The sequence below is a fragment of the Rhodococcoides fascians A44A genome (assembly GCF_000760735.1).
GTDB lineage: Bacteria > Actinomycetota > Actinomycetes > Mycobacteriales > Mycobacteriaceae > Rhodococcoides > Rhodococcoides fascians_E.
Genome location: NZ_JMEX01000005.1, coordinates 1,432,400 through 1,449,390 on the forward strand (window position 1 = coordinate 1,432,400; position 16,991 = coordinate 1,449,390).

Sequence of the window (16,991 nt, forward strand, 5' to 3'; positions counted from 1 at the left end):
GCCCGGGTCGTCGGGTCGCGCCGCTAGACCGTCTGGAAGTACCCCGCGACTTCCTGTCTGCGGCTCATCCCCAATTTCTGCAGAACGCGTTCGACGTGGCCTTCGATAGTGCGTGGTGACAGCACCAGTGTGGCGGCAATGTCTTTGTTGGACATGCCCTGCGCGAGCATCTCGGCGACCTCACGCTCGCGGGGCGAGAGCGCGACGACGGGTACGGCCGCAGTGGACGTCTTCTTGGACGGACTCGTCAGAGCAGTCTCGCCCAGTGCGTATCGGGTGAGTTCGGAGACCGACATGGTCGAACCCGACGCGCGGTGTTCCTCGAACTCTGTCGCACCCAAAGCAGTGCGCGCTCGTTGCTCGAACGTCTCTCGTTTGTCGATCCAGTGCTCGGAACCGTAGAGCTGTTCGCCGAACGAACCCCACATCGCCGACGCCGCACCGAGCAGTACCGCTGCGCGGTCGGCAGATCCGGATTCTGCCTCGGCCCACGCGAGCAGGTCGGTCATCAGCGTAGTTCCTACGACGTCGTCGAACGCCCGGTGCAGATCGAGCGCGGTCACCGCGAAGTCGGCTGCGTCGGAAAATCGTTCGGCCACCAGCGCGACCAGCCCTAGGCCGTAGACGGCGTACGAACGAAGCCAGGTCTCACCGCTGTCCTCCGCGAGAACCCTGACCCATTCGAACGCGGCGTGGGCCTCGTCGAGCTTGCCGGTGAAGCTGTACACCATTCCCAGATGAATCTTCATGGTGCACAGCAGGTCCACACGCTCGGGGATATGGCGGTAGAGCTCGCGTGAGGTGGTCAAGAAGTCGACAGCCGAGTCGAATCGGCCGTCGAAGAACTCGTTGAGACCCAGCACATGCGTCGAGAACGCGCGCACGAGCGGATCGTCGCCACCCGATTCGATCGCACGTCGCAACACCTCGTCGGCGGCGACACGGTCTCCCTGGAGCGTCATCACCAGACCGGCCGTGGCCGAAGCCCTGTCTCGGATGTCGGCGAACTCGGGTTGCCCGATCACCCGGTCCAGCCAGAGCCGATGCTCGGGGACGGAGATCCCACACGCCCAGAGGAACCAGACGTCGGCGATCAGGTTCGCACCGCGACGCGCCTGCTCGGAATCGGGGGAGCGCAGTGCACGCTCTAGCGCGTACCTGATGTCCGCGCGGTTGTCGTGCACACACGAGCTGGTGGTTAGCTGGTCCGGGCCGAACCAACTGTCTGCGGCGCGGTGCAACACATCGGCGCACCATGCGAAATGACGGTTGCGCAGCGCCTCGGCCTCCTCCGACGTCAACTGTGCGAATCCGTATTCGCGCAGGGTCTCGAGCATTCGGAAGCGGACCTGACCGTTCTCCTCGATCCGCTGCAGAATCGACTTGGCCACCAACGCGAACACGCCGTCGAGAATGCCGTGACTGGAGATGCCGCTACCTGCACACACCTGCTCGGCCATGTCCAGGTCGAATCCGCCGACGAATACCGATGTTCGTGCCCAGAGCAATTGCTGCTCCCTGGTGCACAGCTCGTAACTCCAGTCCACGGTGGCCTGAAGGCTTCGGTGCCTGGTCGGCCCGGTTCGATTGCCTTCGGTGAGGAGGTCGAGGCGATGATCGAGCCGAGCGGCGAGCTGATCGATCGACAGAACACTCAATCTCGAGCACGCAAGTTCGATCGCCAGTGGCATTCCGTCGAGGCGAGCGCAGACCCGCTCGACCGCGTCTCGGTTGGACGGAGTGATCGAGAACGTCGGAAGGATCGCCGACGCCCTGGATTCGAAGAGTTCCACTGCACCGGGTGCGGCACGCTGCATGCCTGAAGTGGTGTGCATGGGCTGCAACGCCAACCGATGCTCCTCCGGGATGCCGAGAACCTCACGAGAAGTCGCGATGATGTGCACCTGGGTCGTGCCGCGCAGAAGAGCGGAGATCAGTCCCGCGCTGGCATCGAGGAGATGCTCACAGTTGTCCATTACCAACAACATTCGACGGCTACCGAGGTAGTCGATCAACGTGTTCTGGGTCGCCGTGCTCTGCAGACCGCGATTCGACATGCCGAGCGCGTCGGCAACGGCCTGCGGCAGCAGCTCAGGCATGTGCAGGGACGCCAGTTCGACGACACGGACGCCGTCGGCGAATGCTCGACGGAAACGACTGGCGGCGTGGACGGCCAACCGCGTCTTGCCCATGCCGCCGGGACCGTTGATCGTGATGAGGCGCTCGGTGCCGATGAGCAATTGCAGTGTGCGCAGTTCGGAATCCCTACCGACGAACGGTGTCGCGTAATTCGGCAGCGACGGTGTGTATTCGCACTCGGGCGGCGCCTCGGCGAGCTCGGACAACTGCCTGCGTGCCGTGTCGACTCGGCGCACCAGCGTCGTCCGCGCCCCGTCCCACCCGACACGCCGTCCGATCTCGCCGACTCCGAGCTCCGGTGCGCCGGCGATGACGTCACGAATCGAGGCATCGACGTGGTCGTCGGCGGATCGACGAACGCTGCGGTGGTCGTCCGGGGGCGCGTCCAAGGACAGTGCGCGTCGAACGGTGTTGCGAGACATCGACAATCTCTGCGCGATGCCTTTGATGGGAACTCCCGACGAACGAAGCGTATGGATCTCGCGCCACTCGTCGGCATTCATTCGGCCTCCTCGGCACGTCATCGGAACGAGATGTGGATCACTCTCGTTCACCGGGTGCTGCGTTGTCAATGTGCGGGGGTCAACTTCGGTCACGCATGGTGATCGGACGTAAGTTACAGGCCGTGGACCAGCGTGAACCTCCGCCAGTAACGGACCACGTAGTAGGACGGTTCTCGGAGTGGGGCGGCGCGGGCAGAGTGATTCAGGACACAGGACCCGTCAGGGGTCTCATCATCACGACACGGAGGTTCGACACCCATGAGTCAGCAGAATGCAGAAGCATTGAAGGCAGCATTCGCGGCGGCGGACGCGGGCGACCCCGGCCCCCTCGTCGCGCTGTACTCCGACGACCTGACGTGGGCGGGATTCACCCTCGAAGGCACCCTGCGGCTCTACACCAAGGGCGAGTTCCTCGAGGCGTTCGGTGTGCTCGCCAAGCTGGATGCGTCCGCCAACGAGGTCATCAGCGTCGAGGTCGTCGGCGACGAACTGGTGACCGCCAACATTCGTGCGTATCGCAAGCTCGGCGACGACGAACTCGACATCACGATGGTCATGACGCACCGCTTCGTCGACGGCAAGGTCGCGCGCGGCACCGACATGGTGCCGTCCAGCTTCGAGGCGTTCTGGTCGCGTGTCGGGATCACGGTCTGAGATGACCACCGCCACGCGGCATTACGTACCCGCCCGTTCCTGGTCCGCACGCCGACGTGCCCGAATTGCGCTGTCGCAGGGTGCACCTGTTGTGGTGGTCGACGATCTTCGTGGAACCGGATGTGATCTGGTTGTCGCAGCGCAGGGCGTCGACGTTTCCGTGATGGCGCATCTGATTCGCTTCGGATCGGGATTCGTCTGCATCACCGTCGACGACGAGACGTGTGAGCGACTCGATCTCCCACCGGTCGCCTGGTCCCAGCGCAACTCGTTCTACCTGGGCTCACCCAGGGTGTCGGTGGATGTAGTCGACGGCACCACTACAGGTATTTCAGGAGCCGACCGTGCCGCAACTGCTCGCGCGCTCGCGCACTGCGATGCACTGGCGTGCGAGTTCTCCCGACCAGGGCACCTCGTTCCCGTGCTTGCGTCGGGTGAGCGTCCCACCAGACCAGACCTGATCGCGGAACTGGTCGAAGGATCGGCGGTCTTCACCGCGTTGGAAACGTCCATCCGTGACGACACGACAGCGTTGCGGCAGGGCAGCCGGGTAGTGCCGGTCATCCGAATGTCGAAGTACGCCTACTTCTGACCGCTGGACCCCCGGCGCAGTTCGGACTTCGCGATGGTGCGCACGTGGACTTCGTCCGGGCCGTCGAAGATGCGCATGGCCCGATGCCAGCCGTACATCGCGGCGAGTGGCACGTCGTCGCTGACGCCTGCGCCGCCGTGAACCTGGATGGCGCGGTCGATGACGTCGAGCGCCACCCGGGGGACCGACACCTTGGCGGCCGAGACGTACGGTGCCGCGGCTTTGTTGCCGTGCACGTCGGTGATCTTCGATGCGTACTGACACAGCAGGCGTGCTTGATCGATCGCGATGCGCGACTCGGCGATCTGGGCCTGCACCACACCCTGTTCCGCGAGCGGCTTGCCGAACGCGACGCGGGACTGCGCCCGCGACACCATCAACGACAGTGCTCGCTCGGATGCACCGAGTGCGCGCATGCAGTGGTGGATACGGCCGGGGCCCAGGCGTGCCTGCGCGATCGCGAAACCGGCGCCCTCCTCGCCGAGAATGTTGGCGACGGGTACTCGGACGTCGTCGTAGACCACCTCGCAGTGCCCGTGCTGATCCAGCCGGCCGAACACCGGAACATCGCGTACGACGGTCACACCCGGAGTATCGATCGGTACGAGCACCATCGACTGTTGACGATGCGTCGGAGCGTCGGGGTCGGTCTTGCCCATGACGATGAGCAACCGGCACCGCGGGTCGGCTGCACCGCTGGTCCACCACTTCCGGCCGTTGATCACGTAGTGGTCGCCGTCGCGGACGATTCGGGTCTGGATATTGGTGGCGTCGGAGCTTGCAACCTCGACCTCGGTCATGGAGAACGCGGACCGAATCTCACCTTCCTTCAACGGCTCCAGCCACGTCCGCTGCTGCTCCTCCGTGCCGAACAGATGAAGCAATTCCATGTTGCCGGTGTCCGGAGCCTGGCCGTTGGTGGCCTCGGGCGCCAGATGCAAACTCCACCCGGTGATTTCGGCGAGTCCTGCGTAGTCGAGCTGGCTGATTCCGGAATAGGCGGGGAGGAACAAGTTCCAGAGACCGCGTGCGCGCGCTTCCTTCTTCAACGTCTCGACGACGGGAGGAAGCGAGCTGTCCTCGGGGCCCACCGAGGCGCGGTAGCGCTCGTACTCGGCCTCGGCGGGAAAGACGTGCGTGTGCATGAACTCGACCAAGCTCTCGCGCAAACGCAGCGCGGTCTCGGACGGACGAAGATCCAGAGATGCGACGTCGACGGCAGCGGGCATGGCGGAAGTGTTCACGGCGTGCGTCATGGCGATGTCCTTTGACTGTTCAGCCGGCAAGGCCGGTGACTGAGGAAGCAGATGCGCGATCGAGCGCGCGGCCGAGCAGCGGCCCGACCATGTCGCCGACGCGTGAGAAATCCTCGCCGTCGGTGTGACCCTGGGCGTGACGCGCGTGGATGCCTTCGAGAATGACCGCAATCTTGAAGTCGGCGAACACGAGGTACCAGTCGATGTCGGGCACGTCGATACCGCGTGTCGTGAGGTACCGCTGCACCATCTCGTCGCGGGTGGGAAAACCGGGCAGTGCGGTGGCACCTGCGGTGATCGGATTGTGGAACTCACCGGCATGGTCCCAGAACGAGCACAGTATTCCGAGGTCCGTGAGGGTGTCTCCGAGCGTGGACATCTCCCAGTCGAGCACACCCAGAATCTTCGTCGGATCGGAACGGTCGACCATCATGTTGTCGATCTTGAAGTCGCCGTGCACGATTCCCGGATAGCTCCGCGGCGGAAGGCCTGAGCGGAGCCGGCGGTGCAGTTCGGCGACCTCGGGCCGTTCCGAGGTCGCGGATGCGTCCCACTGCCGAAGCCAGCGGGCGAGTTGCCGCTCGAGGAACCCGTCGGGCTTGCCCCAGTTCGCCAGGCCCACCGCGGCGGGGTCGATGGAGTGCAGATCAGCGAGCACGGTGGACATCGACTCCGCGAGCGTGCGGCGCTGCGACTCGCTGAGTGTCGCAGTGTCCTCCTGGGTGCGGAGAGTGACGCCGTCGAGCTTGTCCATCACGTAGAAGGTCGTACCGATCACCGTCGTGTCCTCGCAGAGTCCGACGGTTCTCGGCACGGGTACTGCGCTGTCTCTCAGCGCCGTCAGAGCTCGATACTCTCGGCCCATGTCGTGGGCGGTCGGAAGGACGTGTCCCCGAGGAGGGCGACGCAGAATCCAGTTTCTGCTGCCATCACCCAGTTCGTAGGTGGGATTGGAACGCCCCCCGGCGATGAGGCGAGCGGTCAGCTCGTTCACGGGCGAGGACTCCACGCGGGCCAACCACTCGCGCACTGCAACCACGTCCAGCTCGTCCACCGTCGTGGTGTCCATTACCAGTCCCTTTCGAAGGTTTCGAGCAGCGCCGTCAGGAGTTCCGAAGTTCGCGGCGGAGCAACTTTCCGCTCGTGGTCTTCGGAAGTTCCTCCAGCACAACCAGTTCCCTGGGGTACTTGTAGGCTGCCATTCGGGTCTTGCAGAATTCGATGAGCTCCTCGGGTGTCACCGACGCCCCCGCCGTCAGCGAGACGAACGCCTTCACGGTCTCGCCGCGATAGTCGTCGGGGACTCCGACGACGGAAGCTTCGCGCACCGCCGGATGCTGGTACAGCACGTCTTCGACGTCGCGGGGAAACACCTTGTAGCCGCCTGCGTTGATCATGTCCTTCAGCCGGTCCACGACGAAGAGCCAGCCGTCCTCGGTGACCTTGCCGACGTCGCCGGTGTGCAGCCACCCGTCGCGAATCGCGTGAGCGGATTCCTCCGGCATCTGCCAGTAACCCGGCACCACCATGGGGCCCGACACGACGATTTCCCCGACCTCGCCGGGCCCGAGGTCATGTCCGTCGCTCAGGTCGACGATACGAACGTTCGCCTCCGGCACCGGGATTCCCACGGACAGCGCGCCGCTGTCGGGATCGACCGGCGGATCGGTCTCGGGCGGCCCGAGGTGTGTCGGCGACGTCGTCTCGGTCATTCCGTACGCGCCGCGCAACACCCACCCCGTCGCCTCTCGGACGCGATCCACGAGCGCGGGCGACACGGGTGCCCCTCCGGACGGGGTCTTGGTGAGCGAACCGAGGGCCAGTTCGTCCTTCGCCGGATGATTGCTGAGGGCGATGAACAAGGTGCTCGCCCCGATCATGAACGTGCCGCGCCACTCATCGATCGCCCGGAGGGTCTCCTCGGCGTCGAAGCGGTGCAGAAGAACCAGGGGCGCACCGCTGACGATGTGAATCCCGAGGCACGCGACGATGCCGGTGATATGGAATACGGGGGCGACACCGATGATCACGTCACGATCTGCGCGCAGGTCCCACCACTGGGTGTAGACCGTGGAATTGTGCACGAGCGAACCGTGCAGGTTCATCGCTCCCTTGGAACGGCCCGTCGTGCCCGACGTGTAGGTGAGAATGCCGATGTCGTCGGCACCAGCCGGGTGGGTGGACGGCGCACCGCGTCCGGTGACCGCTGTTGTCCATGCGATGGTGTCCGAGAACGACTGTGGCGCAGGGATGTGTGCACGCAACGACGCAGGCACCGACGCGTCGGGGGTCATGTCCAGCGGATGCGTGGTGACGACGATGTCGAGTGCCGTCTTCTCCCGAATCGGGGCGACGGACTCGGTGTACAGGCTGTCGAGGCAGATCAGCGCGGTAGCGCCGCTGTCGACGAGGTGATGTTCCAGCTCACCTGCCCGCAGCATCGGGTTGACGGCCACTGGAATCGCACCGATCTTCCAGGCGGCGAGGACTGCGACGAGCCAGTGCGGATCGTTCTGCAGGTACACCGCGATGCGATCCTTCGGTGCTACGCCTGCATCGTGCACCGTCTGCGCGAGCGCGTCGGCAGCGGCGTCGATCTCCCCGAACGTGAGGGTGGCACCGAAGTAGTGCACCGAAGGACCGTCGGGCGTCGCCGACACGTGTGCGTTCCACGCATCCAGCAGGGTCGGGAAAGCCGACGCCGCGTCAGGCGTGACCGTGCTCGGATACAGGTCGGTCCACGGGCGATCGTCGGTTCGGAGGGTGTCGTCGAGCTGCTTCACTGTTCCGCCTCGTCCTAGGTCCTGCGATCGTCGTGCAGTGATCGATTTCTCACCATCGTTGGGGCCGAGCGATCGCTTGTCAAGTTTCTCGACCTGAGTCGACAGAACGCTATCTGTGCACTTGAACGCGGAAATCTAGTGTTCAGTAGTTGACAATCGATCGTTCGGTGCCCATCATTTCGAATGACGCAGGTCACACTCATGACGAGAAAGTCGATACACATGACCGCACAGAATCTCAGCTCGACGACCGCCGACTCGTGGACGCCGGCCAAGCGGAGAACCGCCCGCCGCGCCGCGCTGGCCGGTGGCGTGGGCACGCTGATCGAGTACTACGACTTCAGCCTGTACGGCTACCTGGCGGTGGTGATCGCGCCGATCTACTTCCCGAGCGACGAGCCTGTCGTGTCGCTGCTGTCCGCCTTGGCGGTCTTCGGGACCGCGTACCTGGTCCGGCCGCTGGGCGGCATCGTGTTCGGCCATGTCGGTGACCGGTTGGGACGTAAGAAAGCCTTGATGGCGACTCTCGTGTGCATGGGAGTCGGCAGCACAGCGATGGGCCTTCTGCCCACGCCCGCGCAGATCGGCGTCTGGGCGACGGTTCTGCTCGTCCTCGTACGCTTGCTGCAGGGATTCTCGGCAGGTGGTGAGGTCGGAGGATCGGCCACCTTCATCTCGGAATCGGCGCCCTCGCATCTGAAGGCCACGTACGGCGCGTTCACCCCGATGGGATCGACCGGCGGGTTCGCCCTCGCAGCTGCCGTCGCGGGCGCCGTGTCGGCGCTGACGACGGACGCATCGATGGACAGCTGGGGGTGGAGAGTCCCGTTCCTGCTTGCCCTTCCGTTGACGGTCTTCTGCCTGTGGATCCGCACCCGCGTCGAGGAGACGCACGATGCAGACGGAGGGCTGGGCAAGTCGGCGTCCGGAGCCTCCGACGCCGACGAGTCGAGCGCCCCGCTCAGCGCAGTGTTCCTGAAACAGCCTCGCGCACTTGCTCAGGCGACGGCCTTGAGTGCTGCAGTGAACGGAACCGCGTACATCGGACTGACCTACATGGCCATCCACCTCACCAAGCAACTCGGTTACGACTCCACCTCGGTGTTCTGGGTTGCAACACTCGCGATCGGAATCGCCGCTCTGGCAATGCCTCTCGCTGGTGTACTGGGAGACCGGATCGGCACCGTCAGGCTGATGACCATCGGTTTCGTCGGATTCGTGGCGCTCACCTATCCGATGATGGGTCTGATGCACCACGGCATCGTCGTCGCGACACTCGCGTTCGTCGTCATCATGCTCAACAGCACGGCCACGCAGGTGGGTGTCTACACGATCATTCCGCAGTTCTTCGACAAGCGCTCGCGTTACACCGGGGTCGCGATGGGATGGAACTTGGGAGTCATCATCGCCGGTGGCACAGCCCCGTTCGTCGCGGTGTGGTTGGTCGAAAGGACCGGAAACATCCTGTCACCTGCGTTCTTCGTGATGGTGCTCGCGGCGGCCGGGCTCGTTGCGCTGGCGACGGTCAGGGCTCGTCACCACACGAGCACGGGTTTGACCACGGAGCCCGCACGCTGATCGGCTATCGCGCGTTCCAGGTCCGAGAAGGGGTACTCGGCCGTGAGGCGATCCACCGGGAAGTCGCCACGGGCGTACAGGTCGGTCAGCTGTGGGATGAACTCCCTCGCGACCGAGTCACCTTCGATGCACCCTCTGATGCTCTTGCCGCTCAGCATCAGATCCTGAACGTCGATGGTCAGCTCGCGGTCACCGAGTCCGAGAACGACGAGGTCCCCGCGAGCTCGCAGGGTCGACAGAGCGGTGAGTACGACGGCGGGAATGCCGGTGGTGTCGAGCCCGTGCGTCGCGCCGCCTCCGGTGACGTCGCGGACCTGTTCCACGACGTTTCCGGCAGCGGAATCGACTGCCTCGAACCCGAACGACCGCGCAAGATCACGACGGGTGTCGTTTGGATCCACCGCGACGATCGCCTGGACACCGGCCGATTTCGCCGCGAGCAGCGCCGAGAATCCGACGCTGCCTGCACCGAACACCACGACCGACGAATCCGATTCGGGTCGAAGGACATTGAGAATCGCACCGGCGCCGGTTTGAAATCCACACCCCAGCGGAGCGATCACATTCAAGTCCAGAGTGCGGTCCACCACCACCACGTTGTCTGCATGCGCGATCGCGTACTCGGCGAAACTCGACTGACCGAAGAACCGGGTGTTCACTCCAGCTCCGTCCGACGTCACCACATGGGTGCCGTCCGGCCTCGGCCCGAGACGGTTGAGGGAGTACGAACGCAGGCAGTAAGCGGGGTTGTCCCGTAGACACTGGTCGCACCGAGCACAATGCCGGTAGGTCAGTACGACGTGATCGCCCGGTGCAACACCCTCGATCTCGCGCCCGACCTCCACGACCACTCCCGCGCCCTCGTGGCCGAGGATCGCGGGCCCGGACTTCGCGGGCGTCGCTGCTCTGGTGAACAGGTCCGTGTGGCACAGTCCGGTTGCGGCGACACGCACCAGTATCTCGTCCGGGCGCGGATCGTCGATGTTCACCTGCTCGAGCGTGAACGGAGTGTTCGGTCCCCGCGACACGGCAGCGGACATGCGCATGGTCACTCGCGTTCGAGGGCGAAGTAGTAGTGGTGGCCGCCGTCGAGAACGAGCGCGGGCTTCCCGTTCATGATGCCCATCAACGTGTTCGAGTCGACGCGCTTGAAATGGTCGAAGATGGGTGCGCCGTCGTAGACCATGGTGGCCGTCACTTCCCCGCGGAACTCGATGTTCCACAGGCTCGCTTCGCCGCCTCCGGTCTCGATGTCCGAATACAGCTCACCGTTGTCGTTTCTGCAGATCAGAGGTTGTGCCCGCTCGAGTGATTCGAAATTCTTCCCATGCCAATTGCCTGCGGTGAGCTTGCGGCACAGGCGATGTCCGGTGAAGAACTGCGATCCTTTCCACGCACCGAGCACGTCTTCCGCGCGGACCGGCTCGAGTGCGGACCACACTGCGTCGAGGTCGGCGGGAAGCACACCGTCGGTCTTCTTCGCGAGCTCGGTGAACCTCGAGCGTGCGTCGGCGATATCCACGGGATCTCCTTCTAGTTGCCGAACCATTTGGTTCGGAACTTACGCCGAACCGATTGGTTCGGCAAGGCTCCCGACTCGACGATGTTGCCGCAGGAATTAGGATCAGGGCGTGAGGTCAGCAGGCGAAGCCACTCGCGAACGCATTCTCGATGCGGCACAGGCGGAGTTCGCCCGTCACGGCATCGCCGGGGCGCGGATCAATCGCATCGCTTCCGAGGCGAAAGCCAGCAAGGAGCGGTTGTACGCGTACTTCGCCGGCAAGGAAGAACTCTTCGCCGCGGTGTCGGAGAGGTGGGTCGCGTCGACGACGGCTCACACCGCCCTCCGAGGCGACGACCTGCCGGGGTACGCAGGGCGACTGTTCGACGAGTTCGTGGCGTTCCCTGATCATGTGCGTCTCCAGAGGTGGGCCGACCTCGAGGAGTCGCACCGGCCGACGGACGATTCCCGGGCGGCGGCGATCTCCGCGAAGATCGGTCACATCCGTTCCGGCCAGCGAGACGGGCACATCGACGACTCCTGGGACAGCGTCGAACTGCTCATGGTGGTGACGGACGTGGTCATGTCGTTCGCCGTCGGGCACTACGGCGCGGGGGACCGTCGCAGACCGAACGAAGCTCGCCGCGCGGCTGCGGTGGAAGCTGTGCGCAGAATCGCGGCCACGCACGGTTGATCCGGCGGCGGCTACCGAAGGCGGTCGACGTGCGGTGCCCGGGATCGACCCGGCTGACGAGTGCCACCGAAATCGGTTGCACCGGCGGAGGCTTCGCGATATATGGACATCAGGCGTAGGACGAGGGTCGCCCGCGCGGACCAAGTGTGGAGTGACGCGAGTTCGCGGCGAGAGGCCACAGCCTCCGGGTCAGCGGTGGCGCGTGCGAGTGCCGAGACCGCAGCAGCGAACTCGTCCGGAGTGTGGGCAATAGTGACGTGCTCGGAGTCCAGCCACCGCGTCGACGGTAGTTCGGTGGTGACGACCGGTAGGCCGGCAGCCAAATAGTCGAGGGTGTGCGTCGGGAACCGCGCCCGAGTGCCCGCGTCGAGGGTGTGCGGAGCGAGCCCGACTGCGGCTGCCGCCATGTACGTAACCGCCTCGTGCTCCGCAGCCGGGTGCCCGTCCGTCGATGCGCCGGTGCGGGAGCCGAGCAACTGGACGTTCGGCCTGGACAACAACGCGTCGACACGCGCGGATCCCGCCGAGGACAGCCGAGGCGAGCGGTCACCGATCACTGCGATGTTCAGCGACGTGGCGGCTACCGCGTCGAGCATGTCGTAATCGATGCTGTCGTCGAGGTCGCCGACGAACACTGCCGGGCAGGTGCGACGCGGTGCGCCGGAATTATTGCTCGGTGCGTCCGTGCCCGTCTCGAAGTCCGTCTCCGGGAGCGTGCACCCTGCGTGCACGACGCGCACCGCGTCGAAGGTCTTGGAGTACAGGTGCAGCCGTAGGGCCAGCGTCTGAGAGACCGCAGCGACGGTGTCGGCGCGACTGCAGTTGACCTCGATGGACCGAAGGACAGCGCGCCGTGACAGGCCGCGGCTCGGCGCCGAGCTCACCCAATCGTCGGTGACGTACAGCAAACGGTGTCCGCCCACGTCGACGGGGAATCTGCCGACGGGATCGGTCAGAACGACGGCATCCGACGTGGTTCCGAGCTCGGTCAGTGCCGACGCGATCGCGCGATCGCGCGCGCGCCGTGCCAGCGCGCGCGTCAAAGCGGACCGGGGGCGGGTGCCCACGAACGTCCTGACCCGGGAGAAGCGTGGTGACATGCGGACGAATTCCGACCTCGTGGTCCTGCGTCGACGACGCGGGCCGCGCTCGGACCCCGCGGCAGATCCCGGCGTGTCCCACGAGGTCGGCTCGACCCAGACGACGTGCGCGAACTCGGCAAGAGCCTTCGCGAGTGCCGCGTCGTCGGTCGCCGACTCCATCGGTGCACCGGCCATGAAGATCAGCGTGGGTGCGGTGGAGTTCGTTCGAGAGAGCGTGGGCAGGGACTTCATTGTTGGCAGCGATCTGTGAGAGTGAAACCGACTCGAAGAACAATTGTAGCTCAGAAAAAGTCGAGAGGTTTGTTATAGATGGTAGAACCGCGCTTCGGGACGGGGAAGAGAAAGGCTCACCGATGCCTCGGCGCTGACGAACGGTAGCGTCCCGGCCATGTACCGAGCGTCGATGCCGTTGACTCACAGGCCTGCGCGGGACGGGGCGACCGTCGATGCCGCACATGTGCCCGCGTACCTCGCCCTGGAACTGGCGAGCCAGGCGTGGGCCGATGCGTTGAGCCACGTCAGCGACGGTCGGCTGACGGCCCTGGACGTCATGGTCGCGAACGTGACCGCGGACTTCTCGCGGGAACTGTTCACCGGCGTCGCCGAGGTCGACGTCGTCGCGACGAAGGTCGGCCGTACGTCCATCACCGTGCGGGTCGCCATCGAACAGGGCGGTGAGCGTGCGGCCGTGTCCACGTTCGTACTGGTGCACGTCGTCGACGGACGGGCCGAGCGACTGTCGGACGAGCAGCGCGCCTTCCTCACGCCCTCGGACTCGCACCCGACGCGGGGTGCATGAATACTCGGCATCCAGCGTCCGGAGAACGATGTGTGAACGCTGACGTTTGAACTCGCTTCCGGTCTGGGAACATGGGCACATGACCTCGACGTCGCACCCCGAGTCCTCGACTTCGCACGAGGTGACCACCGAGTACGTGGTTCTGGTCGACGAGGACGGGCGGGCCATCGGCACCCACCCCAAATCGACCGTGCACACGACGGCCACACCGTTGCATCTCGCGTTCTCGTCCTACGTCTTCAATTCGCGGGGCGAGGTGCTGATCACGCAGCGCGCGCTGCACAAGAAGACGTGGCCGGGTGTGACCACCAACAGCTGCTGCGGCCATCCCGCGCCGGGCGAGGATCTCGGCGGCGCGGTCGTTCGGCGCCTGCGGCAGGAGTTGGGCATCGAGGTCGGAAGCCCCTTCCTGTTGCTACCTCGTTTCCGCTACCGGGCGGTCATGGACGACGGAATCGTCGAGTACGAGATCTGCCCCGTGTTCGGCGTCGAATACGACGGTCCGGACCCGGTGGTCGATCCCGACGAGGTCGCCGACGCCACGTGGGTGCCGTGGGTGCAGTTCGTCGACGACGTGGCCCGGGGGCGTGCGGTGTCGCCGTGGTGCGTGGAGCAGATCGACCAGCTGCGGGAGCTGGGCGACGAGCCCTCGGCCTGGCCGGTGGGGGAGGCCTCGGAGCTTCCCGAGGCGGCTGTCTACGACGTCGGTGCACGCCAAGGAATGGCTGGGTCATTCGAACAACCGACCCCGACCCGATATAGTTGACCAGTGCACTACATGTCGGCTGCCTCGCGTACACGCGAGCGAGTTTCAGGATCGGTTGGTGCTCGTGCAGCAAAGAGCTGAGAACACACGTCAAGCAGTGCTGCTCGGTGCAGCGGTGAGCTTCGAGAAGCACGGGTACGGAACCGCCAGTCTGTCGACCATCCTGGCGCACGCCGGAGTCACCAAAGGCGCGATGTACTTCCACTTCTCCTCGAAGGAGGAGCTCGCCCATGCGGTCATCGACGCCCAACATCAGCTTGCGATGGATGGTGTACGTGCGATCACTGCAGAGGTTCCGCGCGCGCTGGACAGCATGATCTGCGTCAGCCAGGAGATGGCACGCCAACTCCTGGAAGAGCCGATGGCCCGCGGCGGGATGCGGTTGACGCTCGAGATCGGCAGCATGCAAGGACCGGTTCAGCGCCCGTACCGCGACTGGATCGACTCGATCCAACTGCTCGCGGACAGGGCAGCCGAGGAGGGCGACCTCGCCGACGGAGTCGACACCGAGGCGCTGGCCAAGTTCGTGGTCGGTGCGTTCACCGGTGTTCAGACCCTGTCGGAGGTGCTCAGCGGGAGGGCGGATCTCTACGCCCGATTGTCGGACATGTGGCAGCTGCTGCTCCCCTCGATCACGGATCCCGCGGCGTTGGAACGGACGCGTGCACTCGCGCTCAGCGAGCCGCGGGACTGGTCCGTCTCGACGTCGGACGTCGGCGTAAGCGCCTGATCGGCGTTCGCCGGCGGGCTAGCCTGTAGGTATTTCCCTGCGCGAACGGAATCTCTCATGACCGACGTACTGTCCCGCCGTGATCTCGACTTTCTCCTCTACGAGTGGCTCGACGTCGAGTCTCTGACGACCCGAAAGCGATTCGCCGAACACTCCAAGGACACGTTCGACGCCGTCCTCGACCTGTGTGCGGACATCGCGCGCAAGCACTTCGAGCCGCACAACAAGCTGTCCGACGCCACCGAGCCGCGGATGCGCACCGACGGTACCGTCGAGATGATCCCCGACGTCAAGGCTGCGTTGGACATCTACGCGGCGTCCGGTCTGATTGCCGGACAGTTCGACGAATCGCTCGGCGGGATGCAGCTTCCCACCACCGTCGCGCGGGCTGCGATGGCCTGGTTCCAGGCGGCGAACGCGTCCACCTCGTCGTATCCGTTCCTGACCATGGCGAACGCCAACCTGATCGCCACGTACGGCACGTCGGAACAGATCGATCAGTACGTCCGCCCGATGCTCGAGGGCAAGTCCTTCGGGACGATGTGCTTGTCCGAACCGCAGGCCGGGTCGTCGCTCGCCGACATCACCACGCGTGCGGTCGAGCAGGACGACGGTAGTTACCGCCTCACCGGCACCAAGATGTGGATCTCCGCAGGAGATCACGAGCTCACCGAGAACATCGTGCACCTCGTCCTGGCGAAAGCCGCGGGCGGCGGCGCCGGAGTGAAGGGCATCTCACTGTTCGTCGTGCCCAAGGTGCTGCCGGACGGTACACGCAACGACGTCACACTCGTCGGTCTCAATCACAAGATGGGCAACCGGGGTACGACGAACACGCTGCTGAATTTCGGCGACGGAACGCATGCCGTGCACGGTGGCCCCGGCGCGGTCGGTTACCTCGTCGGCGAGGAGCATCGTGGTTTGAGCTACATGTTCCACATGATGAACGAGGCCAGAATCGGTGTCGGCTTCCTGGCGATCTCGCTGGGGTACGTCGGCTACCTCAAGTCCGTCGAGTACGCGAAGGTCCGAACACAGGGTCGTGCTCTCGGCGTGAAGGATCCGTCCTCGCCGCCCGTTGCGCTGATCGAGCACGCGGATGTCCGGCGGATGCTGTTGGCGCAGAAGTCCTACGTGGAGGGCGCTTTGGCCCTCGGTCTCTACTGCTCCAAGCTCGTGGACGAGCAGGACACCACCGAGGACGAGTCGGTGCGCAGCGAGACGACGCTGCTCCTGGACCTGCTGACACCGATAGCCAAGAGTTGGCCGTCGCAGTGGTGCCTCGAAGCGAACAGTCTGGCCATCCAGGTGCACGGCGGATACGGCTACACCCGTGACTACGACGTGGAACAGTACTACCGAGACAACAGGCTCAATCCCATTCACGAAGGCACACACGGCATTCAGGGGCTTGACCTGCTCGGCCGCAAGGTGACGATGCAGGGTGGGGCAGCCCTGCCGTTGCTCGGAACAAGAATCGACGGAACCATCCGTCGTGCCCGTGAACTCGGCACCGACGAGTACGCGTCGGCGCTCGAGTCCGCATGGGGGAGCGTCCTCGAGGTCACGGCAACTCTGTGGGGCACCGGCGATCCCGAGGTGGCACTCGCGAATTCGTCGGTGTACCTCGAGGCCGTCGGCCACGTCGTCATTGCGTGGATGTGGCTGGAACAGCACAACGCGGCCGACGGCAAGACCGGCGACTTCTACGACGGCAAACGTCAGGCCGCCCGATACTTCTTCCGCCACGAACTGCCCAGGACCGGACCCCAGTTCGCACTGTTGTCCAGCCTGGACCTCACTACCCTCGAGACGGACCCGGCCTGGTTCTGACCCCTCGCTGTGCGCGGAAATGTAGGCCAGGGCCTACATTTCCGCGCACGTCAGCGGGCG

General features: G+C 65.0%; 15 protein-coding genes. 8 read left to right on the forward strand and 7 right to left on the reverse strand.

Annotated features, from left to right (window positions below; genetic code table 11):
- Positions 1-23: 23 nt before the first annotated feature.
- Positions 24-2,642 (reverse strand): LuxR C-terminal-related transcriptional regulator, encoded by a 2,619-nt coding sequence (locus BH95_RS10310; protein ID WP_052060013.1) that lies wholly within the window; start codon positions 2,640-2,642, stop codon positions 24-26.
- Between the two features lie 258 nt (positions 2,643-2,900).
- On the opposite strand from BH95_RS10310, the gene BH95_RS10315 reads away from it, so the two are divergent.
- Positions 2,901-3,296 carry a hypothetical protein gene (locus tag BH95_RS10315; RefSeq protein WP_037181846.1) on the forward strand — a complete coding sequence of 132 codons (396 nt, stop codon included), beginning with the start codon at positions 2,901-2,903 and terminating at the stop codon, positions 3,294-3,296.
- A gap of 1 nt (position 3,297) precedes the next feature.
- Entirely contained in the window at positions 3,298-3,888 is a 591-nt protein-coding gene (locus tag BH95_RS10320) for a 3,4-dihydroxy-2-butanone-4-phosphate synthase (protein ID WP_052060001.1), read from the forward strand.
- Here BH95_RS10320 and BH95_RS10325 read toward each other — a convergent pair.
- Genes BH95_RS10325 through BH95_RS10335 form a run of 3 tightly spaced genes read right to left on the reverse strand, consistent with a single transcriptional unit; the run spans position 3,879 to position 7,927 of the window.
- Positions 3,879-5,144 carry an acyl-CoA dehydrogenase family protein gene (locus BH95_RS10325; RefSeq protein ID WP_179275260.1) on the reverse strand — a complete coding sequence of 422 codons (1,266 nt, stop codon included), beginning with the start codon at positions 5,142-5,144 and terminating at the stop codon, positions 3,879-3,881. The genes BH95_RS10320 and BH95_RS10325 overlap by 10 nt on opposite strands.
- A gap of 19 nt (positions 5,145-5,163) precedes the next feature.
- Entirely contained in the window at positions 5,164-6,213 is a 1,050-nt protein-coding gene (locus BH95_RS10330; RefSeq protein WP_019663438.1) for a phosphotransferase family protein, read from the reverse strand.
- Between the two features lie 34 nt (positions 6,214-6,247).
- Positions 6,248-7,927, reverse strand: coding sequence for an AMP-binding protein (locus tag BH95_RS10335; RefSeq protein WP_037144433.1), 1,680 nt, complete (start codon positions 7,925-7,927; stop codon positions 6,248-6,250).
- A gap of 222 nt (positions 7,928-8,149) precedes the next feature.
- Here BH95_RS10335 and BH95_RS10340 point away from each other — a divergent pair, with 222 nt between their 5' ends.
- A complete protein-coding gene (locus tag BH95_RS10340) occupies positions 8,150-9,505 on the forward strand; it encodes an MFS transporter (RefSeq protein ID WP_244164890.1) in 1,356 nt (451 codons plus the stop codon).
- Here the strand turns inward: BH95_RS10340 and BH95_RS10345 are convergent.
- Positions 9,463-10,551 carry an NAD(P)-dependent alcohol dehydrogenase gene (locus BH95_RS10345; RefSeq protein ID WP_037181856.1) on the reverse strand — a complete coding sequence of 363 codons (1,089 nt, stop codon included), beginning with the start codon at positions 10,549-10,551 and terminating at the stop codon, positions 9,463-9,465. The two genes, BH95_RS10340 and BH95_RS10345, sit on opposite strands and share 43 nt — an antisense overlap.
- A 2-nt stretch (positions 10,552-10,553) precedes the next feature.
- On the reverse strand, positions 10,554-11,027 hold the full coding sequence (locus tag BH95_RS10350; protein WP_020111231.1) for a DUF4334 domain-containing protein: 474 nt from the start codon (positions 11,025-11,027) through the stop codon (positions 10,554-10,556).
- Positions 11,028-11,136: 109 nt separating this feature from the next.
- Between BH95_RS10350 and BH95_RS10355 the strand changes: the two genes are divergently transcribed.
- Entirely contained in the window at positions 11,137-11,700 is a 564-nt protein-coding gene (locus tag BH95_RS10355; RefSeq protein ID WP_037181860.1) for a TetR family transcriptional regulator, read from the forward strand.
- 11 nt (positions 11,701-11,711) lie between these two features.
- On the opposite strand, the gene BH95_RS10360 is transcribed toward BH95_RS10355, so the two are convergent.
- Positions 11,712-13,034, reverse strand: a complete 1,323-nt coding sequence (locus BH95_RS10360) for a glycosyltransferase family protein (RefSeq protein ID WP_037181862.1) — start codon at positions 13,032-13,034, stop codon at positions 11,712-11,714.
- 172 nt (positions 13,035-13,206) lie between these two features.
- Between BH95_RS10360 and BH95_RS10365 the strand changes: the two genes are divergently transcribed.
- From BH95_RS10365 to BH95_RS10380, 4 genes are all read left to right on the forward strand, one after another.
- A complete protein-coding gene (locus BH95_RS10365) occupies positions 13,207-13,602 on the forward strand; it encodes an acyl-CoA thioesterase (RefSeq protein WP_230621029.1) in 396 nt (131 codons plus the stop codon).
- Between the two features lie 79 nt (positions 13,603-13,681).
- Positions 13,682-14,368, forward strand: coding sequence for an isopentenyl-diphosphate Delta-isomerase (gene idi / locus BH95_RS10370; protein WP_037181863.1), 687 nt, complete (start codon positions 13,682-13,684; stop codon positions 14,366-14,368).
- A gap of 64 nt (positions 14,369-14,432) precedes the next feature.
- The gene (locus BH95_RS10375) at positions 14,433-15,098 is read left to right on the forward strand and encodes a ScbR family autoregulator-binding transcription factor (RefSeq protein ID WP_080734070.1); all 666 of its coding nucleotides are present in this window, start codon (positions 14,433-14,435) and stop codon (positions 15,096-15,098) included.
- Between the two features lie 57 nt (positions 15,099-15,155).
- Positions 15,156-16,931 carry an acyl-CoA dehydrogenase gene (locus BH95_RS10380; RefSeq protein ID WP_033189858.1) on the forward strand — a complete coding sequence of 592 codons (1,776 nt, stop codon included), beginning with the start codon at positions 15,156-15,158 and terminating at the stop codon, positions 16,929-16,931.
- The last annotated feature ends 60 nt before the right edge of the window (positions 16,932-16,991 follow it).